This is a genomic window from Corynebacterium argentoratense DSM 44202 (assembly GCF_000590555.1).
GTDB lineage: Bacteria > Actinomycetota > Actinomycetes > Mycobacteriales > Mycobacteriaceae > Corynebacterium > Corynebacterium argentoratense.
Genome location: NC_022198.1, coordinates 114,386 through 141,332, shown reverse-complemented (window position 1 = coordinate 141,332; position 26,947 = coordinate 114,386). Strand labels below are relative to the sequence as shown.

General features: G+C 59.0%; 28 protein-coding genes, 1 tRNA gene and 1 pseudogene. 6 read left to right on the top strand and 24 right to left on the bottom strand.

Annotation, left to right across the window (positions count from 1 at the left end; all coding sequences use genetic code 11):
• Nucleotides 1–74: 74 nt before the first annotated feature.
• The 5 genes from CARG_RS00700 to CARG_RS00680 form a co-directional block, all read right to left on the bottom strand.
• A complete protein-coding gene (locus tag CARG_RS00700; RefSeq protein WP_020975464.1) occupies nucleotides 75–1,121 on the bottom strand; it encodes an alpha/beta hydrolase in 1,047 nt (348 codons plus the stop codon).
• A gap of 374 nt (nucleotides 1,122–1,495) precedes the next feature.
• Nucleotides 1,496–1,828 (bottom strand): DUF2752 domain-containing protein, encoded by a 333-nt coding sequence (locus tag CARG_RS09485; RefSeq protein ID WP_081761569.1) that lies wholly within the window; start codon nucleotides 1,826–1,828, stop codon nucleotides 1,496–1,498.
• A 110-nt stretch (nucleotides 1,829–1,938) separates the two neighbouring features.
• Nucleotides 1,939–2,244 (bottom strand): CD225/dispanin family protein, encoded by a 306-nt coding sequence (locus CARG_RS00690; RefSeq protein ID WP_020975461.1) that lies wholly within the window; start codon nucleotides 2,242–2,244, stop codon nucleotides 1,939–1,941.
• Nucleotides 2,245–2,458: 214 nt separating this feature from the next.
• The gene (gene topA, locus CARG_RS00685) at nucleotides 2,459–5,344 is read right to left on the bottom strand and encodes a type I DNA topoisomerase (protein WP_020975460.1); all 2,886 of its coding nucleotides are present in this window, start codon (nucleotides 5,342–5,344) and stop codon (nucleotides 2,459–2,461) included.
• 116 nt (nucleotides 5,345–5,460) lie between these two features.
• Nucleotides 5,461–5,664 (bottom strand): cold-shock protein, encoded by a 204-nt coding sequence (locus CARG_RS00680; protein WP_020975459.1) that lies wholly within the window; start codon nucleotides 5,662–5,664, stop codon nucleotides 5,461–5,463.
• Nucleotides 5,665–5,868: 204 nt separating this feature from the next.
• Between CARG_RS00680 and CARG_RS00675 the strand changes: the two genes are divergently transcribed.
• The gene (locus CARG_RS00675; protein WP_020975458.1) at nucleotides 5,869–8,175 is read left to right on the top strand and encodes a DEAD/DEAH box helicase; all 2,307 of its coding nucleotides are present in this window, start codon (nucleotides 5,869–5,871) and stop codon (nucleotides 8,173–8,175) included.
• On the opposite strand, the gene CARG_RS09770 is transcribed toward CARG_RS00675, so the two are convergent.
• The 9 genes from CARG_RS09770 to CARG_RS00635 form a co-directional block, all read right to left on the bottom strand.
• Nucleotides 8,117–8,479 carry an Rv3654c family TadE-like protein gene (locus CARG_RS09770; RefSeq protein ID WP_144198440.1) on the bottom strand — a complete coding sequence of 121 codons (363 nt, stop codon included), beginning with the start codon at nucleotides 8,477–8,479 and terminating at the stop codon, nucleotides 8,117–8,119. The two genes, CARG_RS00675 and CARG_RS09770, sit on opposite strands and share 59 nt — an antisense overlap.
• A gap of 5 nt (nucleotides 8,480–8,484) precedes the next feature.
• Nucleotides 8,485–8,748, bottom strand: coding sequence for a hypothetical protein (locus CARG_RS09985; RefSeq protein WP_020975457.1), 264 nt, complete (start codon nucleotides 8,746–8,748; stop codon nucleotides 8,485–8,487).
• 9 nt (nucleotides 8,749–8,757) lie between these two features.
• Entirely contained in the window at nucleotides 8,758–8,895 is a 138-nt protein-coding gene (locus CARG_RS09765; RefSeq protein ID WP_081761682.1) for a DUF4244 domain-containing protein, read from the bottom strand.
• Between the two features lie 222 nt (nucleotides 8,896–9,117).
• Nucleotides 9,118–9,675, bottom strand: a complete 558-nt coding sequence (locus CARG_RS00660; protein ID WP_020975455.1) for a type II secretion system F family protein — start codon at nucleotides 9,673–9,675, stop codon at nucleotides 9,118–9,120.
• The gene (locus tag CARG_RS09480) at nucleotides 9,675–10,463 is read right to left on the bottom strand and encodes a type II secretion system F family protein (protein ID WP_020975454.1); all 789 of its coding nucleotides are present in this window, start codon (nucleotides 10,461–10,463) and stop codon (nucleotides 9,675–9,677) included. The genes CARG_RS00660 and CARG_RS09480 overlap by 1 nt, the downstream gene beginning before the upstream one ends.
• Nucleotides 10,444–11,634 carry a TadA family conjugal transfer-associated ATPase gene (locus tag CARG_RS00650; protein WP_020975453.1) on the bottom strand — a complete coding sequence of 397 codons (1,191 nt, stop codon included), beginning with the start codon at nucleotides 11,632–11,634 and terminating at the stop codon, nucleotides 10,444–10,446. Before CARG_RS00650 ends, CARG_RS09480 begins: the two co-directional genes overlap by 20 nt.
• Nucleotides 11,631–12,698 (bottom strand): septum site-determining protein Ssd, encoded by a 1,068-nt coding sequence (gene ssd, locus CARG_RS00645; RefSeq protein WP_020975452.1) that lies wholly within the window; start codon nucleotides 12,696–12,698, stop codon nucleotides 11,631–11,633. Before ssd ends, CARG_RS00650 begins: the two co-directional genes overlap by 4 nt.
• Before the next feature lie 118 nt (nucleotides 12,699–12,816).
• Nucleotides 12,817–13,755: an alpha/beta fold hydrolase gene (locus CARG_RS00640; protein ID WP_020975451.1), complete on the bottom strand. Its 939-nt coding sequence runs from the start codon at nucleotides 13,753–13,755 to the stop codon at nucleotides 12,817–12,819.
• A gap of 65 nt (nucleotides 13,756–13,820) precedes the next feature.
• Nucleotides 13,821–14,327, bottom strand: a complete 507-nt coding sequence (locus CARG_RS00635) for a phage holin family protein (RefSeq protein WP_020975450.1) — start codon at nucleotides 14,325–14,327, stop codon at nucleotides 13,821–13,823.
• Between the two features lie 154 nt (nucleotides 14,328–14,481).
• Between CARG_RS00635 and CARG_RS09980 the strand changes: the two genes are divergently transcribed.
• Nucleotides 14,482–15,216 (top strand): hypothetical protein, encoded by a 735-nt coding sequence (locus tag CARG_RS09980; RefSeq protein ID WP_144198439.1) that lies wholly within the window; start codon nucleotides 14,482–14,484, stop codon nucleotides 15,214–15,216.
• Here CARG_RS09980 and CARG_RS00630 read toward each other — a convergent pair.
• The 5 genes and pseudogenes from CARG_RS00630 to nth form a co-directional block, all read right to left on the bottom strand.
• Entirely contained in the window at nucleotides 15,140–16,024 is an 885-nt protein-coding gene (locus CARG_RS00630; protein ID WP_020975448.1) for an HAD family hydrolase, read from the bottom strand. The genes CARG_RS09980 and CARG_RS00630 overlap by 77 nt on opposite strands.
• 354 nt (nucleotides 16,025–16,378) lie before the next feature.
• A pseudogene (locus CARG_RS00625) lies at nucleotides 16,379–17,586 on the bottom strand (MarP family serine protease).
• 8 nt (nucleotides 17,587–17,594) lie between these two features.
• The gene (locus CARG_RS00620; RefSeq protein WP_020975447.1) at nucleotides 17,595–18,284 is read right to left on the bottom strand and encodes an NUDIX hydrolase; all 690 of its coding nucleotides are present in this window, start codon (nucleotides 18,282–18,284) and stop codon (nucleotides 17,595–17,597) included.
• The gene (locus CARG_RS00615) at nucleotides 18,271–18,876 is read right to left on the bottom strand and encodes a TlpA family protein disulfide reductase (RefSeq protein ID WP_020975446.1); all 606 of its coding nucleotides are present in this window, start codon (nucleotides 18,874–18,876) and stop codon (nucleotides 18,271–18,273) included. Before CARG_RS00615 ends, CARG_RS00620 begins: the two co-directional genes overlap by 14 nt.
• Nucleotides 18,876–19,586, bottom strand: a complete 711-nt coding sequence (gene nth, locus CARG_RS00610; protein WP_052331881.1) for an endonuclease III — start codon at nucleotides 19,584–19,586, stop codon at nucleotides 18,876–18,878. The genes CARG_RS00615 and nth overlap by 1 nt, the downstream gene beginning before the upstream one ends.
• 423 nt (nucleotides 19,587–20,009) lie before the next feature.
• Between nth and glxR the strand changes: the two genes are divergently transcribed.
• Complete coding sequence (gene glxR, locus CARG_RS00605; RefSeq protein ID WP_020975444.1) at nucleotides 20,010–20,693, top strand: CRP-like cAMP-activated global transcriptional regulator GlxR; 684 nt, start codon at nucleotides 20,010–20,012, stop codon at nucleotides 20,691–20,693.
• Nucleotides 20,694–20,781: 88 nt separating this feature from the next.
• On the opposite strand, the gene CARG_RS00600 is transcribed toward glxR, so the two are convergent.
• From CARG_RS00600 to CARG_RS00585, 4 genes are all read right to left on the bottom strand, one after another.
• Nucleotides 20,782–21,594 (bottom strand): MBL fold metallo-hydrolase, encoded by an 813-nt coding sequence (locus tag CARG_RS00600; protein ID WP_020975443.1) that lies wholly within the window; start codon nucleotides 21,592–21,594, stop codon nucleotides 20,782–20,784.
• Nucleotides 21,595–21,666: 72 nt separating this feature from the next.
• A complete protein-coding gene (locus CARG_RS00595; protein ID WP_020975442.1) occupies nucleotides 21,667–22,125 on the bottom strand; it encodes a RidA family protein in 459 nt (152 codons plus the stop codon).
• Between the two features lies 1 nt (nucleotide 22,126).
• Complete coding sequence (locus tag CARG_RS00590) at nucleotides 22,127–22,288, bottom strand: DUF4177 domain-containing protein (protein ID WP_020975441.1); 162 nt, start codon at nucleotides 22,286–22,288, stop codon at nucleotides 22,127–22,129.
• Nucleotides 22,289–22,365: 77 nt separating this feature from the next.
• Entirely contained in the window at nucleotides 22,366–22,746 is a 381-nt protein-coding gene (locus CARG_RS00585) for a WhiB family transcriptional regulator (protein ID WP_020975440.1), read from the bottom strand.
• A gap of 179 nt (nucleotides 22,747–22,925) precedes the next feature.
• Here CARG_RS00585 and CARG_RS00580 point away from each other — a divergent pair, with 179 nt between their 5' ends.
• The 3 genes from CARG_RS00580 to CARG_RS00570 all read left to right on the top strand — a co-directional run bounded on the left by CARG_RS00580 (nucleotide 22,926) and on the right by CARG_RS00570 (nucleotide 26,616).
• A complete protein-coding gene (locus tag CARG_RS00580; RefSeq protein ID WP_020975439.1) occupies nucleotides 22,926–25,298 on the top strand; it encodes a transglycosylase domain-containing protein in 2,373 nt (790 codons plus the stop codon).
• A gap of 67 nt (nucleotides 25,299–25,365) precedes the next feature.
• Nucleotides 25,366–26,445, top strand: coding sequence for a metallophosphoesterase (locus CARG_RS00575; protein WP_041747213.1), 1,080 nt, complete (start codon nucleotides 25,366–25,368; stop codon nucleotides 26,443–26,445).
• A gap of 94 nt (nucleotides 26,446–26,539) precedes the next feature.
• Nucleotides 26,540–26,616: transfer RNA gene (locus tag CARG_RS00570), tRNA-Pro, on the top strand.
• Nucleotides 26,617–26,780: 164 nt separating this feature from the next.
• Here the strand turns inward: CARG_RS00570 and CARG_RS10130 are convergent.
• Complete coding sequence (locus CARG_RS10130) at nucleotides 26,781–26,942, bottom strand: hypothetical protein (RefSeq protein WP_236620148.1); 162 nt, start codon at nucleotides 26,940–26,942, stop codon at nucleotides 26,781–26,783.
• Between the last annotated feature and the right edge of the window lie 5 nt (nucleotides 26,943–26,947).

Sequence of the window (26,947 nt, the reverse complement as noted above, 5' to 3'; positions counted from 1 at the left end):
AGGGTTGCGCATAGCAAAACCCCCGCAGTGTTGCTCACGCTGCGGGGGTTGACGCAATCTGGATCGAATGCTGCTTAGACACCGAGGGCGGGTGCGAACACTGCCCAGGAGTCGCGCAGGTCGTCTTCCCAGTAGCCCCAGGAGTGTGTGCCCATGGGTCGGAAGTTCCAGGTGGCAGGGATGCCCGCGGCGTCAAGCTTCGCCTTGAGGTCGTGGGTGCAGACGTTGGTCACGCCTTCGATGACGCCGCCGTTGATCACCTGGGTGGCGACGTTGGAGGAGTCACCACCGGTGCGGGGGCTAGCGTAGAGGTCCCAGTGCCCGGCCAGGCCGGAGCTGTTGGAGATGTACATCGGGCCGCTGAGCTTGTTGGCGTTGATGAGGGCATCGTTGTAGATGCGGTTGGGGGAACCCTTGGGGCCCCACATCTGCTCCAGGGTGGCGTTGCCGCGGTTGAGGGTCAGCATCGCGCCGAATTCGCCGAGGCCATCGTTGGTCTGTGCGCAACCGGAGTAGGAGCCGATTGCGTCGTAGAAACCGGGGTGGTGCTCTGCGTAGAGCAAGGTGGTGGTTGCGGACATCGACATACCCGCGATGGCGCGCCTCTCATTGGCGCCCAGTGCCTTTTCGAGGGGCTCGGGGAGTTCCTTGGTCATGAAGGTTTCCCACATCTGCTTGCCACCGAGGGATGCGTTCTCGCCTACCCAGTCGGTGTAGTAGGAGAACTTGCCAGACATCGGGATGACGACGTTGACGTTCTTGTCCAGGTAGAAGTTGATGATGTCAGTCTGAGCAACCCAGTTTGCGCGGCCTTCGCCGCCGTCACCACCGTTGAGTATGTACAGGATGGGGCGGGGAACGGAGTTATCCGCCGGGGTGATGACCAGCAAGGGGATGTCGCGGTTCATGGAGGGCGAGTGCGCCCATACTTCCTTGACTCGGCCGGGGTAGTTCTTGACTGTCTCACGCCAAGTGGGGTCTTTGTCGAGAGCTTTTTCGCCGATGGTGACGGTTGCTCGTGGGGTGTCGCCCGCTAGCTCGGCTGCCGGCATTGCATGTGCGCTGGGAGCTGCGGCAACGAGTGCGGCAGTCAGAAGCGCGGTGACCGCGAATTTTTTCATGAAAAGTCCCTACCAGATGTAAACAGAGTTAAAAATGTTACAAGCTCGTGTTCCAAGCTATCAGAACACGCAGGCTTTTTACTAGCTTGTTTATATGAAATGTGGCTGAAATGTTACGTTTTGCTGGTTGCTGCCGATAGTGTGGGCAGTAATTGTACTTTTTACCTTCCCTCTAGGAGCATCATGAATCCCGCACAGATCTTCGACAACATCATCATCGCCATCAACGCTTTCCTCGGCCAGATCCTCCACGCAGGTTCTTCTGCAACCAGCTTTGTGACCAACGCATTGGGCTCCATCTAAAAAACTGATCATCCCCAAAAAGCTGGGCGCTACCGATATCGGTAGCGCCCAGCTTTTTTATTCCGCCATCCCTACACCCACAGGCTGGCGAAGGGTTCGAAGGGAAGGTTTCTTATAACCCCCCACACCACGACTATCGCAAGCGTGACACTGGCTGCGTGTTTCCACTGCCCTATCCCAGCCCATTGCTTGCCGTTGTCACGCGCGACCCACGCAACCCAGGTCCACGCCAGAACAACAAGGAATGTCAACGCCACGGCGTTGTAATGGATCGCCGCAGCGATATCGCCGTTGGTCAGCGAATAGATCATCCTCGAGGTGCCACACCCGGGGCAGCACACCCCAAATAGTGCCTTGGATGGGCATGTGGGGATGGCCCCGCCGGGCACGGTGGGGTTGGCCATGTGAACGCACAAAGCTCCCACAGCGCCGATCGCTATGGGAGCGATATGTTTGAGCGTCAGTCTGATACTCACGACAGTGCCAATAAAGTTGCGGCTACGTTACGAAAGGATCAGTAGCCGGTTGCAGTGGTGGCCATCAGCCCCATCGACATAGCGATGAAGTAAGCGATGGAGGCAACCAGGCCGAGGACGATGCTGACGATCATCCAGGTTTTAGCGGTCTTGGATGCCTGCTGTGCACCAACAATGTCGCCCGCGTTGTAGAGCTTGTCGACCTTCAGCGACATGATGATGCCGACGATGCCACCGGGGAGGCAGCAGAAGATCGTTGCCAGGATGTTGGGGATGAGGAAGTTGTTGGGCTTCATCATGCCGTTGTCCGGCTGCTGGGGCTGTGGTGCGCTGGGGTAGGTCATAAAAGGCTTCACTCCTAAAAGCTTGGGTGCGGTAGTGGCAACCGCACTCGATGTGGGTGTGACCTGATTTCCGATCACTTGGCACTGAGGCTAGCACACAGTGACCCCTAACACCCTAAGTACCCCTAAGTGGGATCAACCCCGCAGGCGCTTAGAACCTGGCGATCACCAGGCTACAAGCACATCACCGCGACCTGCTGCTAGCGCAAGGCCATTAGGTCTTTTTTGCAGCATTTTTCGTGGTCTTCCGGCCTTTTTTGACCGTCCGCTTGGTGGTCTTCTTTGCGGGTGCCTTTGCGCGGCGTTCGCTCAGCAACTCGCATGCGCGGGCGTCAGTCATGGTTTCGGGGGTGTCGCCCTTACGGAGGGAGGCATTGGTAGTGCCGTCTGTAACGTAGGGGCCGAAGCGCCCATCCTTGATGACCATCGGCTTGCCGGACACGTCGTTGAGCCCGAGGGTGCGCAGTGCGCTTGCTGACGTCGCGCCACGCCCGCGTCGCTTGGGTTCGGCGTAGATTTTCTTGGCTTCGTCGAGGGTGATCCTGAAGATTTGTTCCTCGCTGCTGAGGCTGCGGGAGTCACTACCCTTCTTCAGGTAGGGGCCGTAGCGACCATTCTGGGCGGTAATCATTTCTTCACCGTCCATGCCGACCTCACGAGGAAGGCTCAGCAGTTTGAGTGCCTCATCCAGGGTGACCGTGGCGGTCTCCATGCTGCTAAACAGTGATGCTGTCGCAGGCTTGAGGGTTTCCTCGATGACCTGGTTGATGCGCTTTTCTTTAGCTGCAGCAGCGGTTTTGGTTTCCCAGTTCTTAGGCTTCTTACCTTCTGCTGCGCGCTGCGCGTCTTCGGCTGCGCGTTCGTCTGCGACGACCTTTTCTGCAACCTTCAGGGCGCCGGCCTTCTCCTCATCGGTGACCAGTTCGGTGACGTAGGCACCAAAGCGGCCTTCCTTTGCGACGATCATGCGACCGTTGGCGGGGTTGCGGCCCAATTCGCGGCCCGACTGTGGGGTGGCGAAGAGTTTTTCGGCGGTCTCGAGATCGAGTTCATCCGGGGTCATTGCATCGGGTAGGTTTGCGCGCTGGTGCTCAGGGTTGCCCTCCGAATCGGTGCCGACGACCCGTTCGAGGTAGGGGCCGAACTTGCCGACGCGCACGATGATCGGGCGCCCTTCGGAGTCATCAAACAGGCGCAGGGAGTTCACTTCCCGGGCGTCGATGTGCTCAAGGTTGTCGCCCACCAGGTGCTTCAATCCGCCCAAGCGGGCGATGGTATCAGCCATGTTGTCACTGGCTTTGTCATTACCGAAGTAGAAGCCATTGAGCCATTCCGTGCGGTTTTCCTGCCCCGCGGCGATCTCGTCGAGTTCGTCTTCCATGGAGGAGGTGAAGTCGTAGTCCACCAGGGAGCTGAAGGAGGATTCCATCAGCCCGACCACAGCGAACGCCACCCAGCTGGGAACGAGAGCATTGCCGCGGGAGTAGACGTAGCCGCGGTCTTGAATGGTCTTGATGATGGAGGCGTAGGTTGACGGGCGGCCGATACCCAGGTCCTCCATCTTTTTCACCAATGAGGCTTCGGTGTAGCGCGCAGGCGGGTTGGTGGAGTGCTCGTCCGCCAAGAGGTTCAGCACATCAAGTTTTTGGCCTTCGTCCAGCAAAGGCAGGCGCTTTTCAGCATTATCTGCGACGTCGCGTCCGTCAGCGGTGCGGCTGGTTTCGACGTAAGCACGCAGGAAACCGGGGAAGACGATGGTGCGGCCGGTTGCGCTGAATTCGCATTCGTTGGCGCTGATAGAGACCTTGACTGACATGCCCTTGGCATCAGCCATCTGGCAGGCTACCGTGCGCTGCCAAATCAGTTCGTAGAGTTTGTACTCTTCCGCGTCCAGTACGCCTCGCAGCTGTTCGGGTGTGCTGAAGCGCTCGCCCGCGGGGCGGATAGCCTCGTGGGCTTCCTGCGAGTTTTTGACCTTGCGGGTGTACTGGCGCGGCTGCGGCGACAAATATTCGGGCCCGTAGAGTTCGCGGGCCTGGGCGCGCGCGGCGTCAATACCTGACTGGCTCAGCGACGTAGAGTCGGTACGCATATAGGTGATGTGGCCGTTTTCGTACAGTCGCTGGGCGATGCGCATGGTGCGCTCGGAGGTGTAGTGGAGTTTTCGCCCGGCCTCTTGCTGCAGCGTTGAGGTCATAAACGGCGGGTAGGGCCGGCGGGTGTAGGGCTTTTCCTCAACCGAGTCGACGGTGGCGGACGCCCCCTCAAGCGAGTTCGCCAGGGATTCGGCGCGCTGTTTGTCCACAATAATAACGCCGGCTTTAGTTGCGGCCGCGGTGAGCTTACCGTCGTCACCGAAATCACGGCCAGCAGCAACGCGTGAGCCGTCTACGGCGGTCAGACGCGCATCGAACTGCGAGGGGTTGGTGGCGGTCGATACTCCCCCGGCATCGAATGTGGCAACAATGTCCCAATATTCGGCGGAGGTGAAGTTCATGCGTTCACGCTCGCGCTCTACGATCACGCGGGTAGCGACGGACTGCACGCGGCCGGCGGACAGACGAGGCATGACCTTCTTCCACAGCACCGGCGACACTTCGTAGCCGTAGAGGCGGTCGAGGATGCGGCGGGTTTCCTGCGCATCAACCAGGTTGTCGTCGAGCTCTCGAGTGTTTTCCGCCGCCGCGAGGATAGCCGGCTTGGTGATTTCGTTGAACACCATTCGGCGAACTGGAACCTTAGGCTTGAGCACCTCGAGAAGGTGCCATGCGATTGCTTCGCCCTCGCGGTCGGGGTCTGTAGCGAGGTAGAGCTCGTCAACCTGCTTGAGCTTCGCCTTGAGGTCGGCAACCTTTTTCTTCTTGTCGGGGCTCACCACATACAGGGGTGCAAAGTCGTGTTCGACGTCGACACCCAGGCGGGCCCACTTTTCTTTTTTGTACTTGGCGGGCACGTCGGCAGCTCCACGGGGGAGGTCACGAATGTGTCCCACCGAGGCTTCCACGATGTAGTCGCTGCCCAGATAAGGGGCGATCTTTTTCGCTTTTGTCGCCGACTCGACAATGACCAGGCGTTTAGTTCCTGCTTGCTGCTGTGCCACGAGTTGTTGCCTAACGTCTTTTAGTGAAGTGTCCTACACAGACTACACAGTAATAATAAAAAAGCTGCGCGGTGATTTCTCACCACGCAGCTTTGACAAGCTCACGTCAGCTGTTTTTAGACAGCGGTGACGTTCTGAGCCTGGGGGCCTTTAGCACCTTCGCCGACCTCAAATTCGACGAGCTGGTTCTCTTCCAGGCTACGGAAACCGTTGCCCTGAATCTCGGAGTAGTGGACGAAAACGTCCGCAGAACCGTCAGCGGGAGCGATGAAGCCGTAGCCCTTCTCCGCGTTGAACCATTTCACAGTTCCCTGTGCCATTGCAATACCTTCTTAATCTTCGTTGTACAGCACCGCCCATACTTCAGGTGGTGCTAGGCACAGCGATTCCGTCTACCCCGATGATTCGTGATAACAAAAATTACTAGCCTGGGTCTAGTGTGTCATGAAAAGCCAGCAAAAAACACCCCAATAATGAAAATAATTACTAAGCTGCTGCTCAGGGCATAAAAGAAAGTTTGACAGGTGGTCGACAAAAACCCTTTTTTTGGTGAAGAGATCGGAAAAATACTCGCCGATAGTCTTCCGGACTCACGCGTGACGCACATGCACACCATCCCACCTCGTGCAGCCTCCTATGCGCCCTGGCCGGAATGGGCCGACGATGCCCCCTGGCTCAAAGACATCGTCGACGGCAACCAGCTGTACACCCATCAAGCCCAATTCGCTGAAGCCGCCTTTAACGGACGCGACGTCATTATTTCTACGGGCACATCCTCCGGTAAATCCTTGGCCTACCTACTGCCCGTCCTGTGCACCCTCAGCGTCGACAAACACGCCTGCGCCATCTACCTCAGCCCAACAAAATCCCTGGGCGCGGACCAACTGCGCAAACTCAACAGAATCAACGCACCGGGGGTGGTGGTGGCCCTCTATGACGGCGATACCCCCGCACACACCCGCTCGACTATCCGCAACGAGGCCCGTTTTATTCTGAGCAATCCCGACATGCTGCACATGATCCTGGGCAATCATGAAAAGTGGGCGCGCCTGCTGCGTAATCTACGCTTCGTCATCATCGATGAAGCGCACGTCTACCGCGGACTTTTTGGCGCGAACGTGTCGTGGCTGATCCGCCGTTTACTGCGGGTGTGCAGGCGGTATGGTTCCTCGCCGGTGTTGTTGTTCGCGTCTGCAACCATCAACGGCCCCGCAGAGCATGCCGAGCGTCTGGGCGGGCGGGACGTATTGGCTATCGAGGAGGACCACTCGCCCCAAGGTCCCCGCACGATCATGCTGTGGGAGCCCGGATTGAAGGATGATCAGGCCGGAACGCCAGGGGTCGGCGAGCTAGTGTCGCAGCGCATTTCCGCTTCCGCTGACGCCGCGCGGCTCATGGCTACCGCTGTGGACGAGGGCGCGCGCACGCTCTGCTTCACCCGTTCGCGGCGTCAGGCAGAGCAGGTGGCGTTGCATGTCCAGGAGTTAACGGACGCCCCGGTGGCGAGCTATAGGGCTGGCTATCTTCCAGAGGAGCGCCGTGCCCTCGAACGCGCATTGGACGAGGGTCAGCTGATGGGCGTGGCGGCAACCAACGCATTGGAGTTAGGTATTGACCTCGGGGGGCTGGATATTGTCGTCTGCGCTGGCTACCCGGGTACGGTCGCGAGTTTTTGGCAACAGGCTGGTCGCGCTGGCCGTCGTGGCCAGGGCTCTTTGGTGGTGTTGGTTGCTCGCGATGACCCGATGGACATGTTCATGGTTCACCACCCGGATAGATTGTTGGGAACACCGGTTGAGCGGAGCGTTTTTAATCCCCTCAACCCTTTCATCCTCAAGGGGCATTTGTGGTGTGCTGCAGGCGAGGTTCCCTTGTCGCTCGAGGAGGCAGCCGAGTTTCCAGATGTCATCGACGAGTTGGCTGCGGAGGGGCTGCTTGTTCGGCGGTCACGCGGGGTCTTTGCTCGGGAACCGGGTGCGCATGGGCATGTTCAGATGCGCGGCCAGTCCTCCCAGGTGTTGATCGTTGAGGACACTGGAAGGGTGTTGGGCACCGTGGACAGTGGTCGAGCACCAGCGCAAGTGCATCCGGGGGCTGTGTATGTGCACAGGGGTGAGACTTTTGTTGTTGACTCTTTGGATCTCGACGAAGGCTTGGCAATGGTTCACGCGCAGTGCCCGGAGTGGACAACTTTTGCGCGTTCAACGACTGATATTCGCATCATCGATCCCCCTGAACAGGTAGCGGTATCTACGCCTGCGCCGGGGGTGGAATTGGCGTGCGTCAACGTGGAAGTCACCGATCGTGTTGTCGGCTATGTCCGGAAGCTTCGTGATGGCAGCGGGGTGATCCCTGCACCCAATGGCTCGCAAATGATTGCCCTGGACATGCCTCCCAGCACGGTGTCTACTAGGGCGGTTGTGTACACGATCGACCCGGGTTTGCTCGCGGCGCTTCCCGATATCCCGGGCGCGCTGCATGCTGCGGAGCATGCAGCCATTGGCTTGTTGCCGTTGATTGCAACATGCGATCGTTGGGACATCGGTGGTGTCTCGACGGCTGTCCACGCAGACACAGGTATGCCCACGGTGTTTGTCTATGACGGGCATGCCGGAGGAGCTGGTTTTTCCGATGCCGGTCACGAGCGTTTTCGCGAGTGGATTTCCGCAACGTTGGAGCGGGTGGAGCACTGTGATTGCTCAGCCGGTTGCCCTTCCTGTATCCAATCCCCCAAGTGCGGTAACGGCAATCAGCCGCTGCACAAGGCTGGGGCTATTTTTGTGTTGCGTCTTCTATTGGGCCTGCCCGCGACTGTGCCCGCGAAGTCCTAACAATGACGTCGAGTCCGTCTATAGTGCAGGTGTCGATGCTGATACCGTGGGCGTCCGCCACCTGATGTGCGCTAGTGCAGGGGTCGCGTTGAGTAGGTGACCACAGTGCCTGTGCAGCTGCTACTGCTGCCAGGTCCGCTGCTACTTGGTGGATGTGGCGCTCCGCGACGTGCCCTATTGCAGCAGCAATAGTCAGCATCACTGCGACGAGTGCTGCTAGGAGACCGGCCGTGGTCACGCTAGCGTAGCCAGAATCCCCAGCCTCTGGTGGCGGTGTGTGGGCAGTGTCGTCGGAGCGTTCCACCTGGGTTAATCCTCCTTCGGGTAGTGGGCGGTGTAGTGCATGCGTCCTATGGTTGCCGTGGCGTGTATCCACGCACCGTCGTCGTTGATGCGGATGTCTTTGTCTCCCAAGCTGGTCGGTAAGGGTTCGCCGATTGCGTGTGCGCGGGCGGCAATCCCGGCCGCATCAATGGCGGCTATGTAGGACGCGCCCATGGCGATTCCACCGATCATGAGCACAAAAACAGCCACGAGTCCACTGAGCGACAGTGCGGCTTCAAGCGTGACCATCTACGGGGTTTAGCTCACGGAGTTCAGGGCTTGCATGACGATATCGGTGAGGGCTTTGGATATTTTTCCACCGCTGACCACCGCGTACAGTGCGGCTGCTAGTGCCGCTGCTGCAAGCGAGCCCATGGCGTATTCGATGGTGGTCATGCCGTCAGCTTCTTCGTGCCAGCTCCTCCACACGCCTCCGCGTTGCCCGGTCGTGCTCCCGGCTGATCGCTGCTTGTTCTGCGGGGCGCCCGGCGCGATCGGATCGTTGTTCGGAAAGCCGGTCGTGCTCGTGTGTTCGTTGATGTTCATCGTTTGTCTCCTTTGATTGTCGTTGGGTTGTCGTTGTAAGTTGTCCGGTCCTTGGGCTACCAAACCAGGCGGCTATAGGCCGAACATGGTGCGCCCGAGCCCTACCACCACGGGCACGAGCCCCAGCAGCATGAATGCTGGCAGGAAGCACAGTGCTAGTGGTGCTGCGATGAGTACCCCGGCGCGTTCCGCAGTGGCGACCGCTGCATCGTTGTCGTCCTGTCTCAGTCGGGCTGAGATTCGACGGCACCCTTCAGCGATCCGTACTCCTCTGCGTTCGTGCATCCGCGCGAGTTGCACCAATTCGTGAGCCCCAGGCCCTTCGAACGAGGCCCATGCCTTGTCAGCGGGCACGCCGAGGCTGAGCAGCCGTGCCAGGGTGTGCCATCGGTTCGTCACTTCCGGCGCACTACCTGCAGGGGTAATTGCTGTGGCTACGATGGCAGCGGCGGTGACTATGGCGAGTCCGCTGTCCAAACATGCGGCGAATAGTTCGATGTCTGCGGCTTCATCCAGCGATGGGGGCGTTGGTCCGTCACGCGCGCGGTTGCTCATCCGATGGGCGGAGTGTGCGTGTGGGAAGACCGCGAGTCCGGCGGCAGTACATAGGAAGCTGAAGGTCAGGGTCATCAGTGCCCTTTCTTTGTGGTCGCTTTTAGAATGATCCGGGTGGACCAGTAGATGCCGATCGCATCGCAGGTCACTCCGAGTAGGAGAACTAGTGCCCCCACTCCCCCTCCACTGAGAAAGCCGATGGGATCGGCTCCGAGCGCGTGACCAAGTGCAATGCCAGCTACGGGGAGCACGCTGAGTGTTAGTGCGGTCGCTAGTGCTCCCTGGGCACCGGCTTGGGTGCTGCTTCTTCGATTCAGCCAGGCATCGACTTGGTGTTGTTGTTGGGTCAGCACGGCGTGCAGACTCACTCCGTGGGTGTGAGTGCTGCTCCACACTCTGCCGAGCCGTGCGATATCGGGTTGTTCACTTGCGGCTAGTGCCGCGGCGGCTTTGGCTGGGTGATGTGCGTGCGCTGCTGCTGTGGCGCATGCGGCATTGCCGGTTTGTTCGGCGGCTACCTTGAGTGCTTCACCAAAGGTGGCGCCGGCATCAACATCAGCACGCAGAAGTCCCAATATGGTGGATGCTTCACGGGCTTGGGTGGCTCGGCGCTGGGCAGCCCACAATGCGGTGGCACAGGCATGAATACTCAGGCCTGTTATGCACAAAGCGGCAACCACGCTGATAGGCAATGGGCTCGCCACCCCTAGGGCCGCCATGGGGATGACGATGAGTCTTTGATCGATTGCACGCTGCTGGCTTTGTATTCGTCCTGCCGGCGCGCCGTGAACAATCAGCAGCGCTGCAGCACAGGCGAGTGCCGGCAACAATGTCGATTCAGCGCTACCCAAGGCGGTGTTCATACTCTGTCTCACCTGCTTTCCATATGCTGCGGATGCGCAAAGGGGGTCCCTCGATCCGTCCGATTTCGTCGATAATGCGGCCCTCGCGGGTGCGCGCTACCGAAATGACAACGTCGACTGCTGCACTCAGCTGAGCGTGAGCGGCTTCGCGGTCGAGCCCACCTAGTGCCGCGAGGGCTTCGATTCGTGCGGGTATTTCGTGGATGCTGTTGGCGTGAAGGGTTCCGGCTCCCCCTTCGTGCCCCGTATTGAGCGCCGCCAGCAAATCGACGACTTCTGCCCCACGGATTTCCCCCACCACAATCCTGTCGGGCCTCATGCGTAGTGCTTGTTTGAGCAAATCGGATAGGGTGATTTCTCCTGTTCCTTCCGCATTGTTGTTGCGCGCCACCATGGTGACAACGTGGGGGTGCGTGGGGCTGAGTTCCGCGGTATCTTCGATGCAGATTATGCGCTCGGTGGGGGCGACTGCTGTGAGCATGGCTGCCAACAGCGTGGTCTTTCCACTGCCGGTTCCACCAGCGATCAGGAAGGCCTGGCGATTGTGCACAATATCGGCGAGCTGTGCGGCAACGCCCTCGGGCATCATGCCCTTATCCAAAAGGTCGCCCAGCCCCAGGCGCGCTGAACGAAGTACACGCAGGCTGATGCAGGTGCCTCCGTCTGCCGGTGGGCTCAGCACAGCATGCACGCGAATGGCACTGCCGTCATCCCGCAGGATGCGACCATCGCAGTAGGGGGCTGCGTCGTCTAGTCGCCTGCCACATGCCAAGGCTAGGCGGGTGGCCAAGGAGCGCACGTGGGCTTCATCTTCAAAAACCAGTGGGCTTTTCTCCATGCCTTGGCCTCGGTCAAACCACACGTCGTCGGGCCCATTGACCACGATGTCTGTGAGCCCTTGCAGCGATAGAAGTGGCTCCAGTGCTCCAATGCCTTCGGATTCGTGACGCAACGTTCGCAGAAGTTCTAACACCGCGTGGTCGCTGATCACGCCGGCTTCTTCTCGGATGATTTCTGCGCGGCGAGCAGCCGCAAGCTCTCCGGTAGCACTCAGACCTACCTCGTGAGCAATCCTTCTAACGATGCGGTCAACCAGTTCCTCGTTGACCCTGTGTCCTTCTTGAGGCCCCGCTTGGTGCGTGCTTCGGGGGGTGCGCGTGCGTGGGCTCATAGCACTGCCTCCACTGCGCGGAGCATGGGTCGCGGCCACGAACGTGCCCCACCCAATTCGATGCGTTTGGCCAGCGACTGCGAATGCGGATACTCCGCTATCACCTCAGCTCCAGCTATTTTTTCTATGTCCGCCCCGCTCAGCCCCGACCATCCCCTATGGGTCGCGACCACCACATGCTCCACGGACAGAGCATTAAGCGCCTCTACCTGCTGTTTGAGCAACAAACTGGAGCGCAGCTCTGCCGGCGCCACCACCACGACATCATCTGCAGCAGCTAGGACTTTATCGCGCCACGGAGAGTGCCACGGCATGTCGATAATGCAATGCCCCGGGTAGTTTTCGACGCTATCAATGACGTCGCGAAACACCCTCGCCGCAGGAGGGTGCTCGCCGGTCAAGAACGAGCACCCATCGTGGGTGATAGCTGCGGCAGCTAGCTCTGCAGCATCAAGGCCTTGCGTGTTGCCGCTTAAGTCGTCCCACCGCATCCCGGGGTGTTCTTCGAGCCCACAGATGAGGTCGAGGCGGCCCAGCGGGTAGGCTGCGTCAACAACAAAACCTGAACAGCGAAAACCAAGGGCACAAGCAAATGTGCTTGCTCCGACCCCACCACCGGCACCCGTGACCACGGTGATGCGGCTGCCCTCACTGCGCTGATTGCCGAGCGCCTCGCCCGAACTATGCCCCAACAGTCGCAGCAGATCAGGTGTTTCCGCAGGCACGCGAAACACAGCCTCGGTATGCAGCAACGCAGCGAGCTTCCACTCGGGCTCCCCATGCTCCGCACCAAGCAGAATCACGCGCGGATGACGCTCCCACCCTTGACCACGCACGATGTGCCCTGCTGTCGCGTCAACAATGACGGCATGGGCTCTACGCCACAGCGCCCTCGCGCGCTCCGGATCATCGATGCGGACCGCCTGCCTGCCTGTAGCAGCTGCAGCGTTCATGGCCTCGGCAGCAAGCGCTTGGTCATCAACCCACACGATGATGGGAGCACTACTGGCCCCCGCCGCTGATGCTCCAACGGTACGGGTACTCGAAGGGATGTGTTGTTTCATGCACCCCACTGTGACGAAGGTGCACGCAAGCGTCGATCCCCTACTTCAAGGCTGTGGATAAAGCATAAAACCCCAGGATCGCATCGCAGGGCGCTTGTCAGATCTGGCTAATTCGCACCTAATCTGTGGATAACGCCTGGGCGATCAACTGCACAAAATTATCGGGCTGTTCCATGTGCGGGCTTCGACCACACTGCGGAAAACTCACCACCCGCACCCCGACACCACCAGCACAACGAGCGGTCGCCTTCCTGGCAAGAAGCCTCCAAAACCCACCACACTCGTCCGGCACCACCATGCTCACCGGAACCCCCACCCGAACGTTCGCCCACTTGGACGGAGCCGGCGCCCACGACACTCGCAAATAACGAGCCAACGCAGCCACCGTGTTATCCACGGCGTCAATACGCAACACCCATTCCCGCACCTGCGCATCACTGACACCACACGCCAACGCCGACACATCACAATCAGGACCAGTAGCCGCCCGCAACCACCACCGCGAACACGCCACCGGATTACGCTTAGCCCACCACTTCAACACAGAAGGAAAAGCAATAGCCGCCGCCCTAAACGCAGGAGCAACCGCAAAAACAGGGCTGCGCAACGCAGCCGAACGCACATCAGCCGGATAGCCTCCGGCCACCGACACCAACGCCTTCACACACTGCGGGTAGCCCACAGCCAGCGCCCACGCGACCGCAGCACCCGTACCTGCACCGCACACAATCGCGGCGTCATGACCCATTTGGCGAATCACACCCGACATATCCCCCGCCAAAAAACGCAAACCATATTCCGACGGGGGTTTATCCGACATGCCAGCCCCCCGAACATCAACGGCCACAGCATGAAAACCAGCCTGAGCCAAAGGCTGCAGCACCCGACGAAAATCAGCCCAACAGCCCCCGCCGTCATGAATCAACAACACACAGGGATCAGACTGCTGGCCAGCGCTGACACAATGAATCCGCACACCACGGGTATGCACAAACACATGCTCAAACGGCCCCTGCAAGGACAACACCTGGGGAGACAGTGCACTAGAAACCGCCACGCTACCTCCACAAACACCAAGGCCGCGCGAACACAACGCCGCGCGGCACCAATTGAAAGAAAAAACTAGGTGTACATCCCAGAAGTGTTACCCGACAGCCGCTTCTGAGCCTTACCCGGCACGAGCTTCTTCAGTTCGTTGACGGACTCGATGGTTTCCTTCGGAGCACTCACCCCACGGACCTTCTTAAAGCCAACCAAAGCCAAAGAACCCGCAACAGCGAGCATCAGCAAGAACACAATTAAGGTGGCCGCCCACACCGGAAGCCACAGGCTCAGCAAAGCGGCGACAAAGAAGAAGAAAAAGAAGGTGCTGTACAAAGCGATGGCACCGGCCACACCAAACAGGCCACCACCGACTACGCCCTTCTTCGCCTCGGCAGCGAGCTCGGCCTTGGCGAGCTCGACCTCACTGCGGAACAGACTCGACATATGGGTGGTTGCATCGCTAATAAGATCGCCGATAGAACCCTCGCCTGCGGGGCGTGTATCGACATCAACCAGCGGAATCGAGTCAGCTTTCGGAGCGAAGTCGTGCGCGCCGTCAGTGTAAAGCCCGTCTTTAGTGCTCACAGTAAGTATTCCTTGCGTTTTCGTGCGTTTCACATGTCCCTACAGACACATACTCTAACCATATTGCCAGTTATTGCCCCGGATAGTCCACCCACCCCACTCGAAAAGCCCGCCTACCCACCCAAGCGGGTTGCTAGGCACTAGGGTTGGATTCGTGCCTGCCCCGCTAAACAAGCCAGCAAACGAGCCAACACACAAGGCCGCGTACAGCCCATTGCGCTCCCTGTGCGACCACCCTCAACTGCAGGCCCCCATCGACGCGGTACTCACCAAAACGGCCGCTACCCAACGCCGCCCCATTATCCTCAGGCGCAGCGCAGAAATCAGCGCGGAAGCCTTAATCCGGTCCGCACTCACAGCCCACCGCCTCTACCCCACGACCGCAACCCAGCAAACCTGTTTAAGCGCCTACTCGCTTCTAACCCCCAGCCACATCCTCAGCACCACCACAACGTTTTCACGCGCACCCCTGCAAATACTCCTCAGTGCCGATACTTTGCTGGGCGGCACGGGCACACCGCACGTTGATGCCACAGAACGCATCCACGCGCTGAGCTCGCTGATCACACACTGCCACAACAGTCCCGCCGACCATGCGCCCGTGCTCGCCGCCATCGCCCACGCCGAAATAACCAACAGCAACGCCTTCGGCCCACGCAGTCCGCTCATCGGACTGTTAGCGTCGCGCCTAGTAGCCACCACTTTTGGCCTGGACCCGCACGCCCTGTTCGTGCCCGAGCTCTACTGGGTGCGCCACCGCGACGAGCTTCACCAGCAGATCAAAGATTTCAACGCTAACCCCCGCGGCGTCATTACATGGGTGGAATCAAGCCTTCAATCGTGGACCGTAGGCGCCGAGGAAGCCTCCGGCATAATTCAGCAGTTCTAGCCGGTGCCGTCATCCGGCCAGGCCCCGACGCGCCCAGCAGCCACCCACCAACCACCGCGACAGCCACCAACCCCGCAGCCCACGCACCCACGCGCCTGCGAGATGGGACCGTAAACAAGGGCACCGGATTTTTAAACGAACGGATCGTCCAGCCGTGCTTTTTTGCGTAGCGCTTCAGTGCCCTGTCGGGATTGACGGCCACCGCATTGCCCACGACCTCCAGCATGGGGATGTCCGTGGCCGAATCCGAATAGGCAAAACTCGCCTCCAGGTTGTAGCCCCTGTTAGCGGCGAGGTCACGAATCGCCTGGGCCTTGCGCTCCCCCTTGCAATAGAACAGGACTTCCCCCGTGAAACGACCGTCCTGTACCTCAAGGGTGGTCGTCACAGCATCGCGAATACCCAGCTCGCGGGCTATCGGAGCGACCAACTGCGCAGCCGACGCAGAAACAATAATGACGTCGTGCCCCGCAGCCTCGTGCAAAGCAATCAGCTCGCGCGCCTCCATGTAGATCGCGGGGGACACCACCTCATGCAAGGTTGTCTCCACAATATCCGACACTTGCTGGACGTCCCAGCCCCGCACCATCGACGCTAGATTGTCCCGGGTACTGTCCATTTGATCGTTCGAATGACCAACCAGACGGTAGGCAGCCTGCGCCACAGCCAAATGGGCTGCAACCCCAGGGGAGATAAGTCCGTTGTCCAAAAATTGGCGACCGTAAGCAAAGGCAGAGGACTTAGCGATGATGGTCTTGTCTAGGTCGAAAAATGCAGCAACCTTCTTACCGGCTGACTGCCCCCGCATCGACCGCGCGGGCGTAGCGGAAGTCTGCCGGTGTGGCTGATCCGAAGGTCCTGCTTTCACGCTTGCCCAGTGTAGTCCACAACAGTCCGCCCCGGCAGCAGTAGGACAACACCATACAAGGCATAAACACCACCACACCATGCCAACAAAACAGCAGTTCAGCGGCACACTTGACAGCATTATGCACTATCAGTATTGTAATTGGTGCATGGCCCCCCTGGATTTATCCAGAGCGCGTGGCCGGCCCCGGCACCCCCCGCCGGGTTGGCGGCTCGTTCACACCCCCCCGAGTACGAGCCGCCTTTTTAATGCCTTTTTTCTTTTTCTCTTTGCGTGCCCGGAACTACCCCAGAACTACTTAGCCACGCACGCACCGGTATCAACCGGAGAAGAAGCTGCCGACACATCCCCCACAGCAGCCCGCACATCCGCAGCAGTCAAGACATAACCGGTATCCGTGGCATCCGTAGCAGCACCAAACACCACACCGAGAACATGGCCCTCAAGATCCACCACCCCCCAGGACCGCCACTATTGCCCTGACGAATAGTGCCGCGCACAGTGTAGGCCTCACGATCCACACGAGTCGACGCATAAATATCAGGCCCATTAACCGTAATACGATCACGGATACGCGCAGGAGCAGCCTCGAACGGCCCCGACTCGGGGAATCCCATCACAATCGCGTCCTCCCCCGTTGTCGCCGGCTGCGCAGCCCACTCCAACGGCGGCAAACCCAACCCAGGGCTACGTAACACCGCAATATCTTCCTGCGGGTTGTAGTACACAACCTCCGCGTCCTTCATCCCCAACACCGTATCCAAACGCACCGCAGCACTACCCGCCACGACGTGTGCATTCGTTATCACCTCATCAGGACCACTGACAAACCCCGACCCCAACAACCGACGACGGCACTGGTCAGCATCCGCAACCACATGGATCACCGACGGACGCAAACGCTCAACCAACGCGACGTCATCAACCTTTACCTTCGGCGCAGCGACCTCCTTCGACTCAGTCGACTCAAAAGGAGACACCAGCGGTGGCAAACCGGTATCCGACAACATCGCAGACAAACGCGTCGGCCACTGCGCCCACGACTGCGGCGCATAACGATCCACAACCCCCAACACAGCAGAACGACGAACGTCAGTACTCAAACGGCCAAGCGACGCACCAGCAATTGGAATCGCCACGAGCCACGTGACAATCAACACCGCGCACACCTGAAAAACAGCGCCCACAGCCGAATCAATCTTCAACGAGCGCTTCATCCGCATGTTGTCGCGCAAACTCGCGCCAGCCAACCCACCAATCAGGTTGCCCAACCCGACCAGCATGATGATCGTGCCGCACGCCAACAACAAACGAATCGCCGTCGCATCAGTCAACGACATGACAGCCGGAGCCAGACCCACCCCACAAATCAGACCAGCGAGCAACCCCACGGTGCTCAAAACCGACGCCACAGCACCCTGCCGCCAACCGTTAAACACGGCATACAACAGCAGCAGGGCAATCGCGGCGTCAACTAACGCAAACTGGCCAGAACTAAGCATAGGTTGTATCAGTCTAAATCCGTGCGCTCACCATTGCGGGAGGCGCGCAGCACCTCAAACAACGGCTCCGGCTCACCCGGCGGCAAAGGCTCCAACCAACCCGAACTACGCAGCGCCGCATCCAACAAACCACCCGTGAAACCCCAAATCACATAACCACGGTGGCGAAAAGCAGGCCCCTGCCAGCCCTTATGCCCCACGCGCAGACGGTTTTCCGGCGCAACTAGCTCAGCTATGGGTGCCTCGAACACATCATCGGCCTCCGCAGGGCTGACCACGCCGTACGGGGAACGCTGCCGCCAAAAACCCACCACCGGCGCCACCGCCTGCGCAGCCGAGCGCACCGCAACCCCATCAAGTACACCAACAATGTCGACGCCGCGGGGGTCAATGCCGGTTTCTTCCTGGGCCTCGCGCAACGCGGCGTCAACAACCGTTTCGTCTTCTGGATCAATCCGCCCGCCCGGAAAAGCAACCTGGCCGGAATGCGCACGCATGGACGGATTCCTATGGGTCAGCAACACCGTCGCATCATCCAAGTGGTTGCCGGCAAACAGCATCAACACCGCGGAGCTCACCGGGTGCGTCGTGTACCGGGAGCGTGCCGAGATCGCCTCATAAAAACGCCCCGAGTGGGTGGCCTCCGCCAATGGTGACAGCCACTGGGGAACTTCAGGCAAGTCGCTACGTTGCCCCATGCATGGCCTCCTGTACCACCGCCTCCAGTTGTTCCACCGAATCGAATACCTTCGCGACAGGCACGAAGGAACCGTCGGGGCGCACGACAACCATGATCGGCACCACCCCTGGCAACCCCAATGTGCCGGCGAAGGAATTGCTGGAATCCTGCAGGCTGGGCAACTGCACCCCCAGCTCATCGAGCAATGACGCCCCCGCAGCCGCATCGGTATCAGCATGAACACCCAACACGCGCATCTCCGGATGTGCCGCCGCGAATTCGTCGAACACAGGCAGTTCCTGTCGACAGGGCTGACACCACCACGCCCATAGCGTCACCACAGTCGCCGCAGGTGCCTGCGAATCTGGCTGCACCTGGCCACCCAAACACGGCAGCTGCACCCCGGCCACGTCGCCGACGGGACAATCCGGGCGCGCAGGAACATCCGCGGCGTCATAATCCTGCTGTGATACCCCGCCTTGCGACTGTGCACCATCGTTGGAATCTGAAGAAGGTAAACCGAAAAGACCAACCAGCATCAGCACCATAAGCGCGGCGATGATTAACGCGCCCACCGCCGAAGCAATAGCGAACTTACGAGGAGTATTCATCACTTCGTTCCTGACTTTCGGGCGGCAGCTTTACGTGCGCTAGATGTTGATGACGCCGCGACGGTTGCGGATGGGCATAAACGCGCAATGCCGCATTCCCAACAATGCGGTGAGCGAGCAAAGCATACCCGACGACCATGGAAAACCAAACGATCAGAAAAGGCCGTCCATTGGGCGGGTTCGATCAGCGCACCGATTTCTTTTTCAACCTTGAGTGGGGATTCTTGGTTCGTCAGTCCCAACCTGCGACACAAGCGGCCAAAGTGAGTATCCACAGGTAAACCCGGCAGCCCGAAGATATGCCCGCGGATGACATGCGCGGTTTTGCGCCCAACGCCAGGCAACGTGACCAAATCTTCGATATCGCTAGGTACTTCCCCGCCGAAATCCTCCACAATTTTTTGGCCCAAGCCAACTAGGTTTTTGGCTTTGTTGTGGTAAAAACCGGTGGATCGGATATAGCGTTCGACCTCTTCAATATCAGCTTCTGCGTAGTCTTCAGCATCAGTGAAGCGCTCAAACAGCGCCGGGGTTACCTTGTTTACACGGGCGTCGGTGCACTGGGCGCTCAGCACCGTCGCCACCAGAAGCTCCAGGGGGTTGGTGAAGTTAAGCTCGCATCGAGCATCTGGGTGGAGCTCGGCTAACTCCCGATTAATCCGGCGGGCCCGACGTTTGAGGGCTAGCGGTGACTCAGTGGCCAAAGACATAGTGACAACAATAGTAAAACCCCACTGTGAAAGGCTTCTATGGACAGCCAATGTACAGGGGCATCGGCTACTACACGGGCTGCGCGGGCCTTGTGTGAGAGCGGTCATTGCGGCGCGCTAAACTATGCCTCATGATGGCAATCCTGTTTCTTTTCACGCCGATTGTCCTCGCAGTGTTCACAATGCAAATGGAACGCGTAGAGGATTTCTGCACCGCTAGTGCGAAGCCCTCTGGGCAGGACACACCATCAATTTAAGATCAGCGTCCCAAAAACTAAACGACAGTACCACTCAGAAATTCCACTCCACACTAGCCATCGTGATCTGGCACATAGTAGTATGTGAATTAGCTTTATTCCCGTTAACAGCGATGGCCTAAGGTACCTCCGGGGCGATCGCGGCACAGCAAGCCAAGGAGTACTTATGGAAGCCGTACAGGAAATCCTTTCCCGAGCTGGTATTTTCCAGGGCGTCGACCCCGTTGCAGTTACCAACTTGATCCAGGATCTTGAAACCGTCCGCTACCCGCGCGGTACCACCATTTTCGAAGAAGGCGAGCCCGGCGATCGCCTGTACATCATCACCGTCGGCAAGGTGAAGCTCGCCCGCCACGCCCCCGATGGTCGCGAAAACCTCCTGACTGTGATGGGTCCTTCCGATATGTTTGGCGAGCTGTCCATATTCGATCCGGGCCCCCGTACCTCCTCTGCTGTGTGTGTCACTGAAGTTCAGGCAGCTACCATGAACTCCGGTATGCTGCACCGCTGGATCCGCGAGCACCCGGAAATTTCAGAGCAACTTTTGCGCGTTCTGGCCCGACGCCTGCGCCGCACCAATGCATCCTTGGCTGACCTTATCTTCACCGACGTTCCTGGCCGCGTTGCAAAGACCTTGCTGCAGCTAGCTAACCGTTTCGGCAGCCAAGAGGGTTCGGCTTTGCGGGTTAACCACGACCTCACGCAGGAAGAAATTGCGCAGCTCGTTGGCGCTTCTCGCGAGACCGTGAACAAGGCCCTGGCTACGTTCGCTCACCGCGGCTGGATTCGCCTCGAGGGCAAGTCTGTTCTTATCAGCGATACGGAGCATTTGGCTAAGCGCGCCCGCTAAAAGGCCTAGTCTGCGGTTGCAGCTGCGTTTGTTGAAAGCACTGGGGCCGGCGAGTAAAGAAAACTCGCCGGCCCCAGTGCTTTGATGTTTATTGATTATTGTCGAGGTAGCGCAGGGTCACGCGCGTGGACTGCTCTGCAGCGTTGCGTAGCACGGGGTCTACGTCGGTGTAGATGGCATCAACAATCTGCTTGAGGGTGGCGTCAGGACCAAGCTGTTTCCGTGCATCTTGGACTTGCTGGAGACGCTGTTCACGACGGTCAATGTATTTGCGTGCAACGACGGAGACGTCGGGGTGGTCGGGACCGTGGCCCGGTAAAAGGGCAACACCTTGTCCGTCTTTTTCCAAGCGAGACAAGGTCTCGAGGTATAGGCCCAGGTCTCCGTCGGTTTCGGAGATCATGGTGGTGTGTCGGCCTGCGATGGTGTCGCCGGTGACGATGCCTTCGAGGGTGGACTCGTGCGGAACACCGCTCCAAATGTAGAAGCACACGCAGTCTGCCGTATGCCCGGGCGTTGCGACGACCTCGATCTGGGGGGTGACGCCCTCTACGGTGATGATCTCGCCATCAACCAGTGGTTCGGCATCACGGCAGTAGGATTTGTCGACGCCGCGAATGGGGGCGCCAGTGAGCTGCCTGAAACGCAGTGCGCCGTCGGCGTGGTCATGGTGACGGTGCGTCAGCAGAATCAGTGCTGCTTTGTCGGACTTTGAGTTGAGAACGTTGAGGTGGCCTTCGTCCTCAGGGCCTGGATCGATGATGATGCTGCAGGGGTCCCCTTCAGCGCGAATGACCCAGGAGTTGGTGCCTTCTAGGGTCGCATAGCTGGGATTGGGGCAAAGAACAACTGCTGCGGACGGGGTGACCGGCCGGAGTTGACTGTAGGCTGGGTGCTCCATGTGCCCAAGCTTAGTAGGCTTGCGGCTCGCATGGGCACCCTTTACGGCACTACTTGCGAAGTTTTGCCCGCATTAGGGGGCAATTTCTACGATAATTTCCACCTCAACAGGGGAATTGAGGGGAAGTTCCGCAACGCCAACTGCCGAGCGAGCGTGGGCGCCTGCGTCGCCAAAGATTTCACCCATGAGTTCAGATGCCCCATTGATGACGGCGGGCTGTCCACCAAAGTCTTCTGCGGATGCCACGAATCCGACGATCTTGAGGACGCGGGTGACCTTGTCGATACCGACGAGTGCGTCTACTGCAGCCAGTGCGTTGAGCGCTGCGATGCGCGCATAGTTGTAGGCGTCTTCTGCGGACACTTCAGCACCGACTTTGCCGGTTGCTGCGAGTTCGCCGTTGACGAAGGGGATTTGGCCGGATGTCCAGACTTGGTTTCCGGTGCGGATTGCGGGCACGTAGGCGGCTACGGGTGCTGCAACCTGGGGAAGGCTAATGCCGAGTTCTCTGAGGCGTTCGCTGGTGGTCATTTTATGCTTCGACCTCGCGCTTCATGTAGGCAACGACGTTTTCCGGGTTGGGGCCGGGAACGACGCTGACGAGTTCCCAGCCGTCTTCACCCCAGGTGTCGAGGATTTGCTTGGTTGCGTGGGTCAACAGTGGGACTGTTGCGTATTCAAACTTTTTAGCCATGCCCAACACTGTACCCATTGGTTTTCAGTGTGGGGCATGGGGCACGCTTGGGCGGTTTTTAACTGGTCTTATCTACTCTAAAGGCCGATCAGTTCGCCACCGTTGGACAAGTATTCGTACCAGTTGGTCACGTGTGGGTTCTTGCGCAGGATTGCTCGGCGCTGCCGTTCGGTGAGTCCGCCCCACACTCCGAATTCGACTTTGTTGTCTAGCGCGTCTGCTCTGCATTGCAGTATCACGGGGCAGAGGCTGCAGATTTCCGCTGCTTGTCGTTGTTCCGCGCCGGTGACAAATAGGGAGTCTGGGTCTACATCGCGGCACTTTGCTCGCATGACCCAGTCGCCTCGTTTTTCGGGCGCGTGTGGGTTGATCCCGCTGTGGGGATTAGTGCTGGACGCTTTTTGGCCGATGGTGCCGTAGGGGTTGCGCGTCCGTGTGTGTAAGAGCGGAGTTGTCATGCTGCCACCCTCCTAATATGTTATAGGGATCGTTCCAAATGTGAGTCTACACACATAATAGATTGTTGTCGAAGCCAGTCACATGAAACGCTCTACCACGTCACATTTTTAGCAGGTTTTTCGATGCTTCGCGACCTTGGCAAGCGACTTTCACGCCTTTTGTTCAGTAGAGTCTTGGTGTGTCTTCCTTGAAATCCCTGGGCCAGCTCACCGCCGCCATCGCCGCTGCGGGGCTTGCAACTGCTCTGACTCTCACTCCCCTTGCCGTTCTCGGCGGTGCCGGCGTCAGCCGAGCAGAGGAGACAATGGATTCAAACCTCACCGACCTCACAGAGGGTTCCGCCCCCGGAGTCACCACAATTAATGACGCCGCGGGGGAATCGATCGCATGGATCTACAAGCAGCGTCGCTTCGACGTGCCTTCAAACCAGATCGCCAAACCCATGAAGCAGGCAATCGTCAGCGTGGAGGATCGCCGCTTCTACGAGCATGAGGGGGTTGACTGGAAGGGTGCATTGCGCGCCATGGGCCGCAACATCATTAAGGGTGCGGTGAGTGAGGGGGCGTCAACAATTGATCAGCAATATGTGAAGAACTATTTGTTGCTGGTTGACGCCGAAGACGAAGCCGAGCAACAGCTCGCGGTGGAGCAGTCGATTCCCCGCAAGCTTCGCGAAATGCGGATGGCCTCTGATCTAGATCGCCGACATGATAAGGACGAGATCCTCGCGCGCTATCTCAACATTGTCCCTTTCGGCAATGGTGCTTATGGAGTCGAGGCAGCAAGCCGCACCTACTTCGGTATCCACGCTTCTGAATTGTCGGTCGCACAGGCGGCGATGCTGGCAGGCATCGTGCAGTCTTCTTCTTTGCTTGATCCCTACACCAACCCTGAGGGTGTGGCCGAGCGCCGGGCCACTGTATTGGACACCATGGTGGAGTCTGGAGCGATCACGATCGAGCAGGCGCAGGCCATCAAGCAGGAACCTCTAGGTGTTTTGGAACAGCCGCAGGGCTTGCCGAATGGTTGCATTGCTGCTGGCGATAGGGGGTTCTTCTGCGATTATGTGCTCGATTATTTGTCCAAGAAGGGGCTTGATTTCGATGAGGTCGCCACGGGCGCTTACACCATCGATACGACTCTTGATCCCGCAACCCAGGCGGCCGCGCGACAGGCGGTGACCTCGCAAGTGTCCCCCACCACCCCCGGGGTTGCGGAGGTTATGAATGTGGTGGAGCCCGGGGAGAAGTCACGCAAGGTTGTGGCGATGGCGTCGTCGCGTGATTACGGTCTTGATTTGGATGCTGGCCAGACGGTCCTCCCTCAGCCTTTCACTCGCGTGGGCGCGGGCGCAGGTTCCGTGTTCAAGGTGTTTACCGCTGCGGTCGCTTTGGAAAAGGGCATGGGCGTCGACACCATGGTGGATGTTCCCCCGCGTTTCGAGGCGCGCGGCATGGGTGATGGCGGGGCGAAAAACTGCCCGCCGGATACCTATTGTGTGGAAAACTCTGGCCTCTACAAGCCTCAGATGACGTTGAAGCAGGCGTTGGCGCAGTCGCCGAATACGACCTTCGTGAAGCTCATTGAGCAGTTGGGGGTGTCGAATGTGGTGGATATGTCGGTGAGTTTGGGGCTTCGGGATTATGTTGAGCCGGGCAGCTTTGACGGCGAGTCTTCGATTGCGGAGTATGTGAAGTCGCACAATTTGGGTTCGTATACGTTGGGCCCGACAGCGGTTAATCCGCTGGAGTTGGCGAATGTTTCGGCGACGATCGCCAGTGGCGGCATGTGGTGCGAGCCCAACCCTATCAACAAGGTGTTGGATCGCCATGGCCAGGCGGTTGATCTTGATGTTCCCGATTGCGAGCGTGCTGTTCCAGAAAATGTTGCTGCCGCCTTGGCGAATGCTTTGAGTGAGGACGTCGTGGATGGCACTGCTGCAGATGCGGCTAAGGCTGCGGGTTGGAGGGCTCCTACAGCTGCGAAGACTGGCACGACGGAGAGCCATTTTTCGGCGGCGTTTATGGGCTTTAATTCCCGTCTTGCTGCTGTGCCGTATGTGTACAACGATGGCGTGACGCCCACCCCGTTGTGCACGTCGCCGTTGCGCCAGTGCCCTGATGGTGATTTGTATGGTGGCATGGAGCCTGCTCGGACGTGGTTTGCTGCTGCCCGTGGTATTCCGGGCGCGGCGGATGGGGTGTTGCCTGCTATGGATCCGAAGTTTGGGCGCGGCTTGGGTGTGTCTGATTTGCCGTCGGTTCGTGGTTTGAGTGAGGGTGATGCCCGCAAGCGTTTGGAGAAGGCTGGCTACAAGGTCTCGATCACGTTTGTCCCGGGTGATGGCATGCCTCGTGGGCGTGTTGTTGGTATCCGCACCGGGGAGGCCGTGATGCAGGGGGATACGTTGACGCTTGAGTTGTCGGATGGGTCCTCGCGTCCATCTGCACCGCCGTCTCCTGCGCAGCCTGAGGTGCAGGTGGGTAATGACGTCGCGGACGATCTTGGCGCTGTGATTGATGATCTATTGCGTTCTTTGGGCGCGAATTAGCTGATTGCGGGTGCTCGGGTCGAGTGCTCGCTAGTAGGCTTGTGGCGTGGATACTGGAAAAAGTGGATTGAACCGCGCATTGAGCGTGCTCGGGGTCAGTGCTGGTTTGGGGGTGGGGGCTGGCGCTGCGGTGATTGGCCATGGTTTGGCGGAGCTGCGGCGTTTCACCCTGCACACTGTTGAGCTTCCGGTGTTACAGCCTGGTACGTTAGCTCGTGCTGGTCGGGAGGATGAAGGGTTTTTTACCGTGTTGCATCTGTCGGATCTGCACATGATCCCGGGGCAGCGCGCCAAGCAGCAATGGGTGCAGTCTTTGGCTGAGTGCGAGCCCGATTTGGTGGTGAACACTGGGGATAATTTGAGTGACGCCCATGCGGTCCCGGAGGTATTGCGGGCTCTTGATCCGCTGCTAAACACTCCTGGGTTGTTCGTGTTTGGCACGAATGACTATTTCGGCCCTTCGCCGGTTAATCCGGCAAATTATCTACTGGGTAAGAAGCGCAAAGCTCGTGGGGTGGAGTTGCCGTGGAAGGGGATGCGCGCTGCGTTTGTGGAGCGCGGTTGGAGGGATTGCACCCATCAGCGCCATGAGTTCAGCGCCAACGGTTTGCGTGTGGCTGCTGCGGGTGTTGACGATCCGCACCATAACTACGACGACTATGGGAGCATCGCTGGGGCCCCTAATGCCCAGGCGGATATCTCTATTGGCTTGACGCACAGTCCGGAGCCGAGGGTGTTGGAGCGTTTCGAGGCCGACGGCTACCAGCTGACACTGTCTGGGCATACGCATGGTGGCCAGTTGTGTTTGCCTCGCGTCCGCGTTCCCTGGCCGGGGAACTCTCGTTTTTCAAGTGATTCTCGGGTGAGTGATGTGTTGGCCCACGCGTCTGTCCCGGAGGAGATCCCCAATCGTTGGGGTTCCGGTGTTGCCGGCAGCCTATCTGCCGCGCAGCCCACGGGGCATGCTCTGGTGACAAATTGCGGGATTGATGCGGCTCGAGTGTCTGGCATGCACCGCTTTGGGGCTTTGTGGATGCACGTCAGTAATGGTCTGGGGACATCGAAGTTTGTCCCGCAGCGGATTATGAGTAAACCGTCGGCCACCCGCATCTTGTTGACGGAAACTCCGCGTGTGAGCGGGGCTTAAGCTGGCACTTTGCGCAGGTTAAGGCCGTGCATTAAGATATTCCGAGGTAGCAGCCAGGGCGCCCCTTTTTCCCGAGTCCTGGATTAACGCTCATCGGGATATGGCGCAGCTTGGTAGCGCGCTTCGTTCGGGACGAAGAGGTCGCAGGTTCAAATCCTGTTATCCCGACCATCTAGATTAGGTCAATGACCAGCAAATTTACTGTTTGCAGGTTGTTGGCCTTTTCGCTTTCCCGGGCCACACGAAAACGTGCACACCCGCGCCCCTACCGCACCGCCACCTTTGTACGTGAATCACTAACAAACCGAGCCAATGCGCAGGCAGTTTTTATACTGTTAGGCACTGGCTTTACCAGCGATAGCGACAAGCACAAACCCCCACGGGGCAAAACCTTCACTACCCGCACCAAGCGCCGACACAGCCGCCGCAGCAATAGCCGCAATGCTGTCTTTTAACCAGGTCGCGGTGTTGAAGGGTTGGGGTTCTTGGGCTGCCACGGCGC